12 protein-coding genes are annotated in these 15,124 nt (G+C 65.9%); 8 read left to right on the forward strand and 4 right to left on the reverse strand.

Annotated elements, in window-relative coordinates:
• The first annotated feature begins 105 nt into the window (after window positions 1-105).
• Entirely contained in the window at window positions 106-1,476 is a 1,371-nt protein-coding gene (locus KI242_RS26585) for a gluconate:H+ symporter (protein WP_212805687.1), read from the forward strand.
• 87 nt (window positions 1,477-1,563) lie between these two features.
• Window positions 1,564-1,980 (forward strand): lysozyme inhibitor LprI family protein, encoded by a 417-nt coding sequence (locus KI242_RS26590; RefSeq protein ID WP_015637031.1) that lies wholly within the window; start codon window positions 1,564-1,566, stop codon window positions 1,978-1,980.
• A gap of 72 nt (window positions 1,981-2,052) precedes the next feature.
• Here KI242_RS26590 and KI242_RS26595 read toward each other — a convergent pair whose 3' ends face one another.
• Together KI242_RS26595 and KI242_RS26600 are read right to left on the reverse strand one after the other, a co-directional pair.
• The gene (locus KI242_RS26595; RefSeq protein WP_212805688.1) at window positions 2,053-2,571 is read right to left on the reverse strand and encodes a hypothetical protein; all 519 of its coding nucleotides are present in this window, start codon (window positions 2,569-2,571) and stop codon (window positions 2,053-2,055) included.
• Window positions 2,572-2,739: 168 nt separating this feature from the next.
• Window positions 2,740-4,068 (reverse strand): MFS transporter, encoded by a 1,329-nt coding sequence (locus tag KI242_RS26600; protein WP_212805689.1) that lies wholly within the window; start codon window positions 4,066-4,068, stop codon window positions 2,740-2,742.
• A 175-nt stretch (window positions 4,069-4,243) separates the two neighbouring features.
• Between KI242_RS26600 and panB the strand changes: the two genes are divergently transcribed.
• Complete coding sequence (gene panB / locus KI242_RS26605; RefSeq protein WP_011063469.1) at window positions 4,244-5,071, forward strand: 3-methyl-2-oxobutanoate hydroxymethyltransferase; 828 nt, start codon at window positions 4,244-4,246, stop codon at window positions 5,069-5,071.
• On the opposite strand, the gene KI242_RS26610 is transcribed toward panB, so the two are convergent.
• Together KI242_RS26610 and KI242_RS26615 are read right to left on the reverse strand one after the other, a co-directional pair.
• Entirely contained in the window at window positions 5,059-6,447 is a 1,389-nt protein-coding gene (locus KI242_RS26610; RefSeq protein ID WP_123472975.1) for a PLP-dependent aminotransferase family protein, read from the reverse strand. The genes panB and KI242_RS26610 overlap by 13 nt on opposite strands.
• 4 nt (window positions 6,448-6,451) lie before the next feature.
• On the reverse strand, window positions 6,452-6,685 hold the full coding sequence (locus KI242_RS26615) for a hypothetical protein (protein ID WP_041774476.1): 234 nt from the start codon (window positions 6,683-6,685) through the stop codon (window positions 6,452-6,454).
• 115 nt (window positions 6,686-6,800) lie between these two features.
• On the opposite strand from KI242_RS26615, the gene KI242_RS26620 reads away from it, so the two are divergent.
• The 5 genes from KI242_RS26620 to KI242_RS26640 all read left to right on the forward strand — a co-directional run bounded on the left by KI242_RS26620 (window position 6,801) and on the right by KI242_RS26640 (window position 15,022).
• Window positions 6,801-8,219, forward strand: coding sequence for a TIGR00366 family protein (locus KI242_RS26620; protein ID WP_212805690.1), 1,419 nt, complete (start codon window positions 6,801-6,803; stop codon window positions 8,217-8,219).
• A 186-nt stretch (window positions 8,220-8,405) separates the two neighbouring features.
• Complete coding sequence (locus KI242_RS26625) at window positions 8,406-10,109, forward strand: acid phosphatase (protein ID WP_212805691.1); 1,704 nt, start codon at window positions 8,406-8,408, stop codon at window positions 10,107-10,109.
• A gap of 192 nt (window positions 10,110-10,301) precedes the next feature.
• A complete protein-coding gene (locus KI242_RS26630) occupies window positions 10,302-11,999 on the forward strand; it encodes a molecular chaperone HscC (RefSeq protein ID WP_011063474.1) in 1,698 nt (565 codons plus the stop codon).
• An 11-nt stretch (window positions 12,000-12,010) separates the two neighbouring features.
• Window positions 12,011-13,732: a J domain-containing protein gene (locus KI242_RS26635; RefSeq protein ID WP_212805692.1), complete on the forward strand. Its 1,722-nt coding sequence runs from the start codon at window positions 12,011-12,013 to the stop codon at window positions 13,730-13,732.
• 117 nt (window positions 13,733-13,849) lie between these two features.
• Window positions 13,850-15,022 carry a hypothetical protein gene (locus KI242_RS26640; RefSeq protein ID WP_041120710.1) on the forward strand — a complete coding sequence of 391 codons (1,173 nt, stop codon included), beginning with the start codon at window positions 13,850-13,852 and terminating at the stop codon, window positions 15,020-15,022.
• The last annotated feature ends 102 nt before the right edge of the window (window positions 15,023-15,124 follow it).

Genomic DNA, 15,124 nt, shown 5'->3' on the forward strand with positions numbered 1-15,124 from the left:
CACCAAAAGTGCGCATAAGCCCTCTGCGGCGGGCGCCTCGGGTATGCTCCCGAAAAAGTGAAACAAAACGTAACAGATAAAAATAGCCGATTGAGGAGTCCCGCCTTGGATGTATCGACTGCCGCCTGGATGGTCCACGACACCCGCCTGATCATCTGCTGCCTGGTGGCCATCGCCAGCATCATTGTGCTGATCAGCGCCACCAAACTGCCGCCGTTCCTGTCGATCCTGATCGGCACCTTCATTGCCGGGGTGGGCGCAGGCCTGCCGCCGGAGGAAGTGGCCAAGGCCTTCAGCAAGGGCGCCGGGGCGATTCTCGGCGAGGCCGGGATCATCATTGCCCTGGGCTCGATGCTCGGCGCATTGATGGCCGAGTCCGGCGCCGCCGACCGCATCGCCTCGACCTTGCTGGGCCTGGGCAAGGGCAAGTCGCTGCCCTGGGTCATGGCCCTGGTGGCGATGGTCATCGGCCTGCCGCTGTTCTTCGAAGTGGGGCTGGTGATGATGGTGCCGATCATTTTCGTCATGGCCCGCCGCTCGGGCCTGCCGCTGCTGAAAATCGCCATTCCGGCCCTGGCCGGGATGACCACCCTGCACGCGCTGATGCCCCCGCACCCGGGCCCGCTGATTGCCGTCAGCGCCCTGCACGCCGACCTCGGCCTGACCATGCTGCTGGGCTTGTGCCTGGCCGTGCCGGCGGTGATCCTGGCCGGCCCGCTGTATGGCAACTGGTTGTCCAAGCGCATGCAGGTCAGCGAACCGGCGGAGCTCGGCGCGCTGTTCAGTGCTGCGCCCAAGGCCCCGCGCCAGCCGGGCTTCGGCGTGTCGCTGCTGATCATTGTGCTGCCGGTGCTGCTGATGCTCGGCAGCACCCTGGCCAAGGTCGCCATGAGCCCGGAGAACACCCTGGCCCTGACCCTGAAGTTTCTCGGCGAACCCCTGATCGCCCTGGGCCTGGCGGTGATCGCCGCGGTGATCTGTCTGGGCTGGGCCAACGGCATGGCTCGGGACCAGGTGGGCAACACCCTGCGCAAAAGCCTGGCACCGATTGCCGTGCTGCTGCTGACCATTGGCGCCGGCGGCGGGCTCAAACAGACGCTGCTGGATGCCGGGGTCAGCCAGACCATCAGCAAGGTGGCCGAAGGCGCGCACCTGCCCTATATCCTCCTGGCGTGGCTGATCGCCGTGGCCCTGCGCCAGGCCACCGGCTCGGCTACCGTGGCCACCACCACGACCGCCGGCATCCTGGCGCCGATGATGGCCGGTCTGGCCGCCACCCAAAGCTCCCTGGTGGCGCTGGCCATCGGCGCCGGCTCGGTGTTCTTCTGCCACGTGAACGACGCCGGGTTCTGGATGGTGCGCGAGTATTTCGGCCTACAACTCAAGCAGACACTCTGGGTCTGGTCGGTGCTGCAGACCATTGTTTCCGTGGTCGGGCTGGTGGGGACGCTGCTGCTCTGGCACTGGCTGCAATAACCGCTGGCCGTGGTGGGCAGGCCAGCCCTTCTGCATTGGGAACAGCGCTGTAGAATGCCCGCTTCATTCTCAGCGCAAGGGACCGACATGCCTTATCAGCCCTGGATCTTTGGCCTCGTCATCGCCGTAATTGCAGGCGCCGCTGGTTGGGCGCCTGCCCAGGCCGCAGCGCTGGATTGCGAGCACATCAGCGTCAGCGAACAGGTCGACCGCTGCGCCCAGCAGGACAAGGAGCGGGCCGACGCCGCACTCAACCAGAGCTATCAGGCGCTGCTGGTCCGGGTGCACAACCTGTACCCCAGCAGCCTGCTGCAAGAACAGGAATACCTCGGCAAATTGAAGAACGCCCAACGCGCCTGGATCAAATACCGCGACAGCACCTGCGTGCTGGAGGCCTTCGAAGTGGAACCGGGCAAGCCGGCCCATGTGACCCTGATCAACCTCTGCGTGACCCGCCTGAGCACCGAACGCACCCGCTATCTGGAACAACTGCTGCCCGAATGACAGCAGGCCCGGGGGCCTCTTCGCCAGCAAGCCGGAGCACCTGCAGGAGCGGGCTTGCCCGCGAAAGCGGCCTCAGGAGCCCGCTCGCGGCCAGAACGGTCGATGCTCCAAGCCATGCAGCAGTCCGCAGATCAGGCTGACGAGCCAGGCAAAGCCCAGCATGCCAACACACGAGTCGCCCTGGCGCAGGCGCTGCTGGCACTCTGCGGCGCTGGAACACAGGGCGCTGCACCCGGGTTGATCGTCGCGGCGACAACTGAGCAGGTACCCCCGCAGGTGGCTGAGTACCAGGGTCTGCCCCGGCAGTTGAGCGAGTGACAGCTGGAGCCGGGTCAGTTCGCGGTTCAGGCGCAAGCGTTGGCGCTCCCCGGTGTCGAGTTCCTCCACCAGCAGCGCCCCGGCCTCCACTGCGATCACCCGGGCGCGCAAGCTGTCGGGGCTGGCGCCCTCCAGGCCGTAGTCCAGTTGCGTGCAGGTCCAGGCCTGGATCAGGGCAAACACCAACCCCAGCACGAAGCTCATCAGCGCCACTTGTAACAGTGGCGCCAAGGCGGAGAAATTTCGCAAGGAACACAGCGTCGAACGAATCAAGACAGCTCCCGGAAACCCAAGCGCAGGCCGCGCGTTCCGGGAGATTAGCGGGAAAAAACCGGGGGCTGAAAGCTCTTTTTCAGCCCGGTTTCACGCGGGATCAAGAGGCGTTTTGGTGAAGGCTCTAGCTCGCCGCTTCGCTGAATCACAGCAGGCCGAAGAAAAGTCCTAGCGTTGGTCAGCCATGCAGCTTTCTCTCGCTGCCGCAGGCCCTTCCTCACCCACACGGCCGCCGAAGTAAGCGGCGCTGACGACTCCCACCGCTCCCATCACTGCGCAGTAGATCACGCAGATCCAGGGGCTCCAGGGCATCAGGGCGATCAGCAGCAACGGCGTGGTACTGGCCCAGAGGGCATAAGCGATGTTGTAGGTGAAGGAGATCCCCGACACGCGAATCCGCGCCGGAAACAGGCCCACCATCACCGACGGCACCGCCCCCACCACGCCGCAGCCCAGGCCGGCGATGGCATAGGCCAGGCCGATCCAGGCGCCGCCGCTGATCAGGCAGCCATAGAGCACGGCGATGCCCAGTGGCAGCAGCAGGCTATAGAGCATCACCGTGCGCCAGGCACCGAGGCGGTCGACGACCAGCCCCGCCAGCACGCAACCAATGTTGAGAAAGACAATCCCTAGGCTGCTCAGGGCAAAAGTGTGGCTGGCGCTCATGCCGAAGCCTTTTTGCATCATGGTCGGGGTGATGACCACGAACACCACCACCGCCGAGGTCAGCACGCAGGTGAGGATCAGCGCCGGCAGGATCGCCAGCCGGTGTTCCCGCAACACGGTGCGCAGGGGCAGTTCGGCGGCGGCATCGCGCTGGTGCTGCAGCGCCACGAACACCGGGGTTTCGCTCAACCAGCGGCGCAGCCAGACGCCGATCACGCCGAACACGCCGCCCAGCAGGAAGGGATAGCGCCAGGCGTGGTCGAGGATTTCCTCGGGGCTGAAGACCCGCGCCAGCAGGGTCGCGGTCAGGGCGCCCAGCAGGTAGCCGAAGGTCAGCCCGGCCTGGAGAAAGCCCAGGGCATAACCGCGATGGGCCCGCGGCGCGTGCTCGGCGACGAATACCCAGGCGCTGGGCACTTCACCGCCCACGGCGGCACCTTGCAGCACCCGCAGCGCCAGCAGCAGCAAGGGCGCGAAATAACCGATCTGGGCATAGGTCGGCATGATGCCGATCAGCAGGCAGGGCAGCGCCATCATCAGGATGCTCAGGCTGAAAACCTTCTTGCGCCCCAGGCGGTCGGCGAAATGGGCCATGAGGATGCCGCCCAGGGGCCGGGCCAGGTAGCCGGTGACGAAGATCCCGAAGCTCTGCAGCAGGCGCAGCCATTCGGGCATTTCCGGGGGAAAGAACAGCTGGCTCAGGGTCAGGGCGAAAAATACGAAGATGATGAAGTCGTAGATTTCCAGGGCACCGCCCAGGGCGGCCAGGCCCAGGGTCTTGTAGTCGGAGCGGGAAAAGCGCGCCGGCGACGACTCAGTGGAAGGGGTCATAAAGCAACTCGATGGCAGCACAAAGCAAAGGCGCTCATGGTCTACGCAAAAGATCCGGGGAACAACCCGTTCCCGGCCCTGGGTTGGTTTTCCGGGGTTTTCTGTACCTTGAACGGCCGCGCGCCAGGCCAATAATCGGGCACTTTCCCACCCAAGCAGAATCAGGAAAGTCGTCATGAGCAGCCATACCCGCACCCAGCGCCTGAGCGTCCCGCAACTGGTGGCCATGAAAGGCCGGCAGAAGATCGTTTCCCTCACCGCCTATACCAGCCACATGGCGCGGCTGATGGACCCCTTCGTGGATTTCATCCTGATCGGTGATTCCACCGCCATGGTCGGTTACGGGCGCACCTCGACCCTGGACATGAGCCTGGCGGAAATCATCGCCCACACCCGCGCGGTGGTGGCCGGCAGCCGCCTGGCCTGCGTGATTGCCGACATGCCCTTCGGCAGCTACCAGGAATCCCCGCAACAGGCCTACCGCAATTGCGCCGAGGTGATGGCCCGCACCGGTTGCGCCGCCCTCAAGCTGGAGGGCGGCCGGGCCCTGGCGCCCACCGTGGAGTTCCTGGTGCAGCGGGGCATTCCGGTGATGGCGCATATCGGCCTGATGCCGCAGTTCGTCAACCAGATGGGCGGGTTCAAGGCCCAGGGGCTCGACAGCGAGGCGGCCCGCAAGATCGAGGAAGATGCCCGGGCCCACCTCGAGGCCGGCGCCTTCAGCCTGTTGCTGGAAGGGGTTGCGGAGCCCCTGGCGCGGCGCATCAGCGACTTCTCGCCGATGCCGACCATTGGCATCGGCGCCTCCCCGGCCTGCGACGGCCAGGTACTGGTGACCGAAGACCTGCTGGGGCTGGGCGGGCCCCAGGTGCCGCGTTTCGTCAAGCAATACGCCGATGCCGGCGCCCTGATCAGCCAGGCCTGCGAACGCTTCGCCGCAGAGGTTCGGGAGCAGGCCTTTCCGCAGTTGCAGCATTGTTATGGGGTGGTTCAGGAGGCCTGACTCACCGCCCGCGCCAACAGCCCGAGGGCGCCCTGGATATCCTTGCTCCAGTCCAGGGTGAAGCTCAGGCGCAGGTGCTGCTGCCACAAGCCCTGCTGGCTGAAGATCGCCCCCGGGGCGATGACGATGCCGTCGGCCAGCAGGCGCTCGTAGACCCGGGTCATAGGCACCGGGCGCCTGGCTTCGACCCACAAGGTCGCGCCGCCGGCGGCAAGCGGCGCATGCAACAGCCCGCCGGCCTGCTCGTCCAGCAGTTGCTGCAACTGCTTCATCCGCTGTTGCAGCATGCCCCGCAGTTTCAGCACGTGCTGGTCTACGCGACCGGAACTCAAGAGCCGGGCCACGGCCTTCTGGCGGATCGGCGACAGGCGAAAGCGCCGCTCCAGGCACTGGCGCTGCAAGGCCGGGCCCAGGCTGCGGCTCAGCACGTAGCTCAAGGGCGCCTCGGCGCCGATGGCCTTGTCCAGGCTGGCGAACACCAGCAGGCGCTCGGGGTCGGCGAAATCCCGATAGCGAGCAGCGCCGGGCACGAAGCTGAATGCTCCGTAACTATCGTTCTCCAGCAGCCAGATCCCCCGCTCGGCGAACCAGCGGCACAGCTGCTGCTTGTCGGCGGCGGGCATCAGGCTGCCGTGGGGGATGTTCACCGTCGAGGAGAACACCGCCAGGCGCACCGGCTCGCGCTGAAGCAGCGCTTGCACCTGCTGCAGATCGAAGCGCCCGCCGGCATCCAGGGGCAGCTCGATAATCCGCAGGCGCGCCGCCCGCAACTGGCGCAGGATCGCCCAGGAACACGGGGACTCCACCAGCACCACGCCGCCGTCCAGGTCCAGCGCCCGCAACGCCAACTCCACCACGCTGTGCAGATCGGCCCCCAGGAACACCTGGTCGGCCTGCCAGTAGTCGCGGCTGGAGCAGGTGTAGCGCCGGGCCAGTTCGCTGCGCAGCTCCTGCTCGCCCAGGGGCTGGTACAGCGGTGCCTGGTTGCGCGGGTACTGGCGGGCCAGTTCGCGCTCGGTCATCAGCAAGGGTTGCTCCAGCGACAGCAGCATCGCCGGCGCATCGCTGCACAGCGCCAGGCGCCCCGGCAGGCGGGCCTGGGCATAGAGGTTGTCGAGCAGGTCCTCACCGGTCTCGGGCACGGTCGCGGCGGCCAGGGCCCGGGTGAAATAGCCCTGGCGCGGCCGCGAACAGATGCGCCCCTCGTCTTCCAGCAGGGCGTAGGCGTACTTGATGGTGGACAGGGAAACCTTCAGCCGCTGCGCCAGTTCGCGCAATGACGGCAGGCGTTGCTCCTGATCGCTGGCGGCGTTGTCGATCCACTGCGACAGGTAGCGGTAGACCGCCTGATAGGCGAAAGACGGGTGGCGCTGCACCGCTTCAGTTGCCTTTGGCCATGGCGATCGCCGCCTGGATCGCCGCGCGGGCCTGGGGGCTGTTCTTCCAGCAACTGGAACCCACCAGGGCCGAAGCCTGGGTGACGATGTGCAGGGCATCGGCGGCGGCCAGCTGGGCCAGGGAAGTGATGCCCAGTTGTTCCAGGCGAGCGACCACGGTAGAACCGACACCCTTGACCTTGAGCAGTGCGGCGCGTTCTTCGGGGGAAAATGACATGGGCGTTGAGATCCTTTGCAGTCCGTGGCAATTGCCGCATTCTTGCACAGTTCTCGGCCGCCTCTGCCTGGGGCGGCCGACCTCCTTATAAACATAAGAAATCCGAGGTACTCACGTGGCCGCTGATATTCAAGATAGCCGCTCCGCCCGCTTTGCCCTGCGCTGCTCAAACTGGGCCGAACGCTGGTTTCCCGACTCCTGGGTGTTCGCCGCGCTGGCGGTGATCATCGTTGCCCTGGCCACACTGGCCATGGGCGCCAAGCCCACCGATGCCGCCATGGCGTTTGGCGACGGCTTCTGGAGCCTGATCCCCTTCACCATGCAGATGGCCTTCGTGGTCATTGGCGGCTATGTGGTAGCCAGCTCGCCGCCGGCGGTGAAGCTGATCGACAAGCTGGCGCGCATTCCCAGGAACGGCCGCTCGGCGGTGGCCTGGGTGGCGCTGATTTCCATGGTCGCCTCCCTGCTCAACTGGGGCCTGTCCCTGGTGTTCGGTGGCCTGCTGGTGCGGGCCCTGGCCCGGCGTACCGAACTGCGCATGGACTACCGCGCCGCCGGCGCTGCCGCCTACCTGGGCCTGGGCGCGGTCTGGGCCCTTGGGCTGTCGTCTTCGGCGGCGCAGTTGCAGGCCAACCCGGGCAGCCTGCCACCGTCGATCCTGGCCATCACCGGGGTCATTCCCTTCACCCAGACCATCTTTCTCTGGCAATCCGGCGTCCTGCTGCTGGCCCTGGTGGTGGTCTCGCTGATCGTCGCCTACGCCACGGCGCCCGGCCCCGGCAGCGCCCGGGATGCCCAGGCCTGCGGGGTCGACCCGAGCTTCAGCATGCCCAAGCCGCAACTCCGGACCCGACCTGGCGAATGGCTGGAATACAGCCCGCTGCTGACCCTTCTCCTGGCGCTGCTGGCGGCCGGCTGGCTGTATCACGAGTTCGCCACCAAACCGGCGATCACCGCGATCTCCGGACTCAACACCTACAACTTTCTGTTCCTGATGGCCGGCGCCCTGCTGCACTGGCGGCCCCGCAGCTTCCTCGATGCAGTGGCCCGCGCGGTGCCCACCACCACCGGGGTGCTGATCCAGTTCCCGTTGTACGGCTCCATCGCCGCACTGATGACGGTGGTCAAGGGCGTGGACGGCCAGACCCTGGCCCACCACATCTCGACCTTCTTCGTGCAGATCGCTTCCCACGACACCTACGCGCTGCTGATGGGGCTGTACTCGGCGGTGCTGGGTTTCTTCATTCCTTCGGGCGGCGGCAAGTGGATCATCGAGGCGCCCTACGTGATGCAGGTGGCCAATGACCTGCAGTACCACCTGGGCTGGGCGGTACAGATCTACAACGCCGCCGAGGCCCTGCCGAACCTGATCAACCCCTTCTACATGCTGCCGCTGCTGGGGGTGCTGGGCTTGAAGGCCCGGGACCTGATCGGCTTCTCCTTTGTCCAGTTGCTGGTGCATGCGCCCCTGGTGCTGGTGCTGCTCTGGGCCCTGGGCACCACCCTGTCCTACCTGCCGCCGGTCATTCCCTGACAGAGCCACAGGCCCGCTGCACAGCGAGCCTGTGGATAACGGCCCGCCGGCCCAATCGCAGATTTATCCAGGGCCCAGACAGCCAGGCCGTGCCGCATTCCTGTAGCCTTTGCGTCATATTCGGTTGTTACCGTGCGACCGAAATACTTTGTAACGAATCCTCAGAGAGCCGAGCAAGGAGCCGACATGAGCGACGATACCGACCTGCGCGACACCCCCGAATCCGCCACCGACCAGCCTACCGATACCAGCCGCCGCCGCTTCCTAGGCGGCGTTGCGGTTCTGGGGGTCGGCGCCACCCTGAGCGCCTGCGGCCAGCCCGGCGAGCCAGGAGGCAAACCGCCGGTGGAACGCCCCTTGTCCCCGGCCGAACTGGACAAGGCGCTGCAGGAGCAGGTGAAAAACGTAGTGGTACTGTTCGCCGAGAACCGCAGCTTCAACAACCTGTTCGCCAACTTTCCCGGGGTGGAGAAACCGCTCTCGGCCCTCAAGCCCGAAGACTTCCAGCAGCGCGACCGCGACGGCAACCTGTTGCAGAAACTGCCGCCGATCTGGGGCGGCATTCTCCAGGTGGGCCCGCAGACCCTGGACGGCATCACCTACCCGGTGGAAACCCAGTTCCAGGAAAACCTGCCCAATGCCCCCTTCGCCCTCAAGGGGCCCAGTGGCGAGGACCTGCCCCTGGGCCTGGTGACCCGCGACCTGTGGCACGTGTTCTACCAGAACCAGATGCAGATCAACGGCGGCAAGAACGACAGCTTCGTGGCCTGGGCCGACTCCGGCGCCCTGACCATGGGCCACTACGCCCAGACCCGCTACTCCCTGCGCCTGTGGGACGTGGCTCGGGAGTTCGTGCTCTGCGACAACTTCTTCCAGGGGGCATTCGGTGGCTCGTTCCTCAACCACCAGTACCTGATCAGCGCCAAGGTGCCGTTCTACCCCGATGCCGCCAACTCGGTGGCCAAGTCGCAGATCGCCACCCTGCAGGGCGACGACCCCAAGGGCACCCGCCTCAAGCCCCTGGACAAGTCCCCGGCCAGTGCCATGGACGGCGCCCCGCAGTTCGGTCCCAGCGCCCTGACCCCGGACGGTTTCGCGGTCAATACCATGGCCCCGCCCTACTGGCCAACCTGGATCCGCGACCCGGAGCGCCCGGACTACGCCAAGCCGGACCTGCCCAGCGTACTGGTGCCTCAAACCCACGAACACATCGGCGACAAGCTGTCGAAGAAGAACGTCGACTGGGCCTGGTACGGCGGCGCCTGGCAGGCGACCCTGGAGCAGTTCAAGGATTCCGGCGGGATTCCCAAGATCCCCAACTTCCAGTACCACCACCAGCCCTTCAACTACTTCGTGCGCCAGGGCCCGGAAAACCCCGCCGAACGGGCCAAGCGCCTGCGCGACGGCGGCCTGGGCGATGAGTCGAGCACCAACAAGTTCTTCGCCGATGCCGAGGCCGGCAAGCTGCCGGCGGTGACCTTCTACAAGCCCCAGGGCAACCTCAACCTGCACGCCGGCTATGCCGACGTGGCCGCCGGCGACCGGCATATCGACCGGGCATTGAAAGTGCTGCGGGAAAGCCCGCAATGGAAAAACATGGTGGTGATCGTCACCGTTGACGAAAACGGCGGCTGGTGGGACCACGTGGCACCGCCCCAGGGCGACCGCTGGGGCCCGGGCACGCGGATTCCGGCGCTGGTGGTATCGCCGTTCGCCCGCAAGGGCACGGTGGACCACACGGTCTACGACACCGCCTCGATCCTGCGGCTGATCACCCGGGTGTTCCAGCTGGAAACCCTGGACGGCATCAAGGAACGTGACCAGGCCATGATCGCCCGGGGCCAGAAGCCCATGGGCGACCTGACCAACGCCCTGCACTTCACGGCCTGACCCCGGCCGGGCCCGCAACGGGCCCACCTGCCACCGCAGAACCGAAACCCAAGCCCGGCTTCGGTTCTGCGGCACCGGCACAAATGATAGCCATATAACATCACCCACTTTACCCATCCACCCGGCGGGTAATATCCTGCGCGCCACCTATTTGTTTCATCTGTTTTCCGATTGGAAAGGGAGTTCGTCGTCATGATCGTAGGTATCGACCTGGGGACCACCAACAGCCTGGTCGCGGTCTGGCGCGAAACCGCCAGCGAGCTGGTGCCCAATGCCCTGGGCGAACTGCTCACCCCCAGCGTGGTGGGCCTGGACGACGAAGGCCGGATCCTGGTGGGGCAAGCCGCCAGGGAGCGCCTGCACACGCACCCGCAGCTCACCACGGCGCTGTTCAAGCGCTACATGGGCAGCGCCACCGAAGTGCGCCTGGGGGAACGTACCTACCGCCCCGAAGAACTCTCGGCCCTGGTGCTCAAGAGCCTCAAGGAAGACGTTGAGCGGGCCTATGGCGAACCGGTGGAGGAAGCGGTGATCAGCGTGCCAGCCTACTTCAGCGATGCCCAGCGCAAGGCCACGCGGATTGCCGGCGAACTGGCCGGGCTCAAGGTGGAAAAACTGATCAACGAACCCACCGCCGCAGCCCTGGCCTACGGCCTGCACCAGCGTGACCGGGAAACCTCGTTCCTGGTCTTCGACCTCGGTGGCGGCACCTTCGACGTGTCGATCCTGGAGCTGTTCGACGGGGTCATGGAAGTCCGCGCCAGCGCCGGCGACAACTTCCTCGGCGGCGAGGACTTCGACAACCTGCTGCTGGAACACTTCCTCGAACAGCAGGCCCAGGCCGCGGGCTTTCCCGAACGCCAGAGCGTGCTCCAGGCACTGCGCCGGGAAGCCGAGCGCGTGCGCCGCGCCCTCGGCCAGGAGCCCAGTGCCGAATTCAGCCTGCGGGTCGATGGCCGGCAATGGACCCAGACCATCACCCAGGCGCAACTGGCCAGCCTCTATGCGCCGCTGCTGGAACGCCTGCGGGCGCCCATCGAACGCGCCCTGCGCGATGCACGGATCCGCGTCAGCGACCTGGATGAAATCCTCCTGGTGGGCGGCGCCACCCGCATGCCCCTGGTGCGCAAGCTGGCGGCCGGGCTGTTCGGGCGCTTTCCCTCCATCAGCCTCGATCCCGACCAGGTGGTGGCCCAGGGCGCGGCGGTCCAGGCGGCCCTCAAGGCACGCTCGGCGGCCCTGGAAGAAGTGGTGCTGACCGACGTCTGCTCCTACACCCTGGGGATCGAGACCTCCCAGCAATACGGCAACCAGATCGAGAGCGGGCACTACCTGCCGATCATCGAGCGCAACAGCGTGGTGCCGGTAAGCCGGGTCAAGACCGTGCAGACCTTGCATGACAACCAGGAGCAGGTGCTACTGAAGATCTTCCAGGGCGAAAGCCGCCTGGTACGCGACAACGTCGCCCTGGGCCAGCTGGAAATGCGCGTGCCCAAGCGCCCCGCCGGCGAAGTCTCGCTGGACGTGCGCTTCACCTACGACATCAACGGCCTTCTGGAAGCCCAGGTGAGCATCCCGCTGACCGGGGAAAGCCATTCCCTGGTGATCGAAAACAACCCCGGCGTGCTGACTCCGGAAGAAATCCAGGAGCGCCTCAAGGCCCTGGCGCAATTGAAGATTCACCCCCGCGACCAGCAGGTCAACACGCTGCTCAGCGCCCGACTGGAACGCCTGTATCAGGAGAGCCTGGGGGAGTTGCGCGAACAGATCGGCTATTGGGCCGGGCAATTCCAGCAAGTGCTGGAAACCCAGGACGAGCGCAAGATCCGCGAAGTGCGCAGCCAGCTCAGTGAACAGCTGCAACACCTGGAAAACGGCCACTGGCACTGAGGAGCGGCAACATGGATTGCTGGTCCCTGCTGGAGTTGCCCGAGGACGCCGACGAACGCAGCATCAAGCGCAGCTATGCCCGGCAGTTGAAGATCACCCGTCCGGACGAGGATGCCGAAGGCTTCCAGCGCCTGCGTGAAGCCTATGAGCGGGCGCTGCAACTGGCCCGCTGGCGGGAAGAGATCGCGGATGAAGTCGTGGTGATCCAGACCGCCTCCACTAAGGCACCGCCCCCGGACAACCTGCAGGCCTGGTCGGGCCTGATAGAGATGGACGCGGCCGCCCCGCGGCCAACGCCGAGGGGCCCTTCCCAGGCCCAGCAATGGGCCAGCCTGCTTGAAGACGTCCCCCTGTCCGTCGAACCGCTGGCGGACTGGGTCCCGCCCGCCCCGCAGGATCCCGCCCCCCTACCCGCTCCAGCCACTAGCGCATTGCCGCTGCTCAAGGGGCTGAGCGTCGAGAACCTGCCAGAGCGCTGGCAACAGGCTCGGCAGGAGGGTTGCGAGAACGATTTCCTGCAGCGCCTGCTGGTGGCGTGCTGCGCCCACCCCGAGCAATACGCCGCGATCATCGGCTGGGCCGCCGAGCATCTGGACTGGCTGACACCCTGGCAACAACCGCCCATGGAGGCCTGGCAAGAGGCATTCCTGGTCAAGACGCTATTGCAGGAATACCGCCGGACGCTGGAAGCGTTGCTGCAAGCCGGCCAGGAGCGGGCCTTCCTCGAACGTCTGACGAGCTACTGCGCACAACCCTGGCTGCGGATCTTCGATCATCGCCAGAACTGGCAGCATGAAATGCTGCAGTTGCTGCAGCAGCAAGCCTGGCAGGTACCCTTGTTCGATCGGGTATGCCAGTTGTTCGGCTGGGACGAAAGCCGTGGCAACACCCCTGAACCGGCGTGGCTCTGGCAGTCGCTGATCGAGCGCTGCCAGCAGGAGGCCTTCTATCAGAAGCTGCAGGCCAACGCTGGGGAACCCGGCGAAGCGACGCCGGACGTTGCCGCGGCTCGCCTGCTGCTGAACCCCATGCCCCGACGTCGCCAGGTCGCCCTGACCCGGCACTTCGAAGACGAACATTGGCAGGCCTGCATGGAGCTGTCGCAGACCCTGGCCTCGCGTTTCCCGGCGCTGCTGGAGCGGCTGCCTCGCAGCGATGTGTTTTTCTGGCAGAACCTGATGCCGCGTCCGCAGGGCGTGGACAGCTGGATCAGGTCAGGGGTCGCCATGGGGTTGGCCCTGAGCCTGTACTTCATGAACAAGCCTCAACACAGCAAAGAACTTGCAGTGATGATGGGGCTGTTCTGTGGGGGTGTCCTGGCGATTTTCGGGCTGATCCTGCTCAACACCTGGGCCCCTGCGATCGCCCGCCTGCTGGCCATCGACCTGTGGTTGAGCGAGCGCCTGGTGCCCAAGCGCCTGAATCCGCACCAGCACTGGCTGGTGCTGCGCCACGGGGTGCCGCAAGCGGTCATGCTGGGCCTGTTCGGCTATTGGCTGGGGGCCCTGGGGATACTGGCCTACCTGGGCTTTGTGCTGATCGGCCTGCTGCATTCGCGGCGCATCGGCCAGCCGGACCCGGATTTCTGTGCCCGCAGCCCCTGGCTGGGCGCCTTGCACTGGAATCACTTCAGCCCCTGGCAGCCGATCTATCTGGTCGTCATGATCGTGGTCATCCGGGTCTGTCAGCTCCATACCCCGGGGTTTCCCTGGACGCGCCTCATGCCTGGTTGAACCCTGCGCGGCCGGGGCAATGGATATTTTTTCACTCCCGGCTGTTTCTCCGCTCGGTGCTGTTTCAGTATGTCCTGCCCCCCCTTCGAAGGGGTTCACGCTGAAAAGGATCTGAGCATGTTCAAATTCGCAGGAATGACCCTGGCGCTGACCGCTGCTGCCCTGAGCGCGACGGCACAGGCCGATGTCGAAGTCGATCTGGGCAGCCCCCAGCGCGTCACCCAACTCTTCGCCTACCCCAACAACTGCAACGTGATCTGCTATCGCAACTGGACCCTGGAGGAGACGGTGGCTCACTACCTGACCCAGAGCGTGCAGCGTGACGGCTACAGCGCTGCAAAAGTCAGTGTCAAGACCACCGGCGACAAGGTCCTGGCCTCCATCAGCGGTGTGCCGGACGGCTACGACAAGCCCCTGAGTGCCCTGCTGGATGCCGGCGACCTGGCCTACAAGGGCGCCAGCCAGCTCAATGCCGATGGCAAATGGGCCTACAGCTGGTACCTGTTCCTGCCCCTGGGCATGGCCCTGGAAAACCGCAAGAGCGTCGAGCTGCTGCACTTCCCGCCGGACTATTCATTGACCCAGGCCCAGGACTATCTGGAGTCGGCCACCACCGACCGCTGGGCAACCCTGTTGACGGCCAACGGCATCGCCGCCGAGCAGACCCCGGCCTACCAGACCATCGTCGACATCGCGCCGATTGCCGCGCCATCGAGTGCCGGCAAGGACCTGGAGGGGGTCTACAGCTACTTCAACAGCTACCAGACCAGCATGGTCAAGCAGGTCAGCCAGAGTACCAGCGGCGCGGCCCTGCCGATGGTGGCCTTCGGCGCACCGGTGCGCAATTGGCTCAAGCAGCAGTACGGGGTCACGGTGAATGTGCTGGGCCTGGCACAGATCAGCCCCAGCGAGGGGGTCAAGGTGCCGGTGCTGGGCTCCAACCACCCGAGCTATATCTGGTACGCGGCAGACCCGGCGAACTACGACGATGACCAGGCCAAGGCCGATGCCGCGGGGTTGAAAGTGATGGGCCAGGACCTGAGCGCGGCCTGCTGGCAGGCCGGCATGGGCAGCAAGCCGGGGACGGACCCGAGCACCCTGCTCGGCAGTTGCACCCAGACCTGGCAGGTGACGCAGAAAGTGCAGACCTGCGAGCTGTTCTACACCTCGGTGCGCAAGCTGAGCGAGCAGCAAGCCGCGGCCAAATGCACCAGTGCACCGGTCAAGACCCAGCTCAACCAGCTCAAGGCCCCGGCACCGGCGCCAAGCACCGAGGTACCGCACCTCTGAGCCGGCCGCTAAACCTGTAGCCGCTGCCGCAGGCTGCGATCGACCCGCAGGGTCGCGGTGCTCTGACAGAGCCCGCAAGCCTGCGCCCTATCGCCGCCTGCG

Origin of the sequence: Pseudomonas sp. Eqa60, from assembly GCF_018326405.1 — a bacterium.
GTDB classification, from domain to species: Bacteria; Pseudomonadota; Gammaproteobacteria; order Pseudomonadales; family Pseudomonadaceae; genus Aquipseudomonas; species Aquipseudomonas protegens.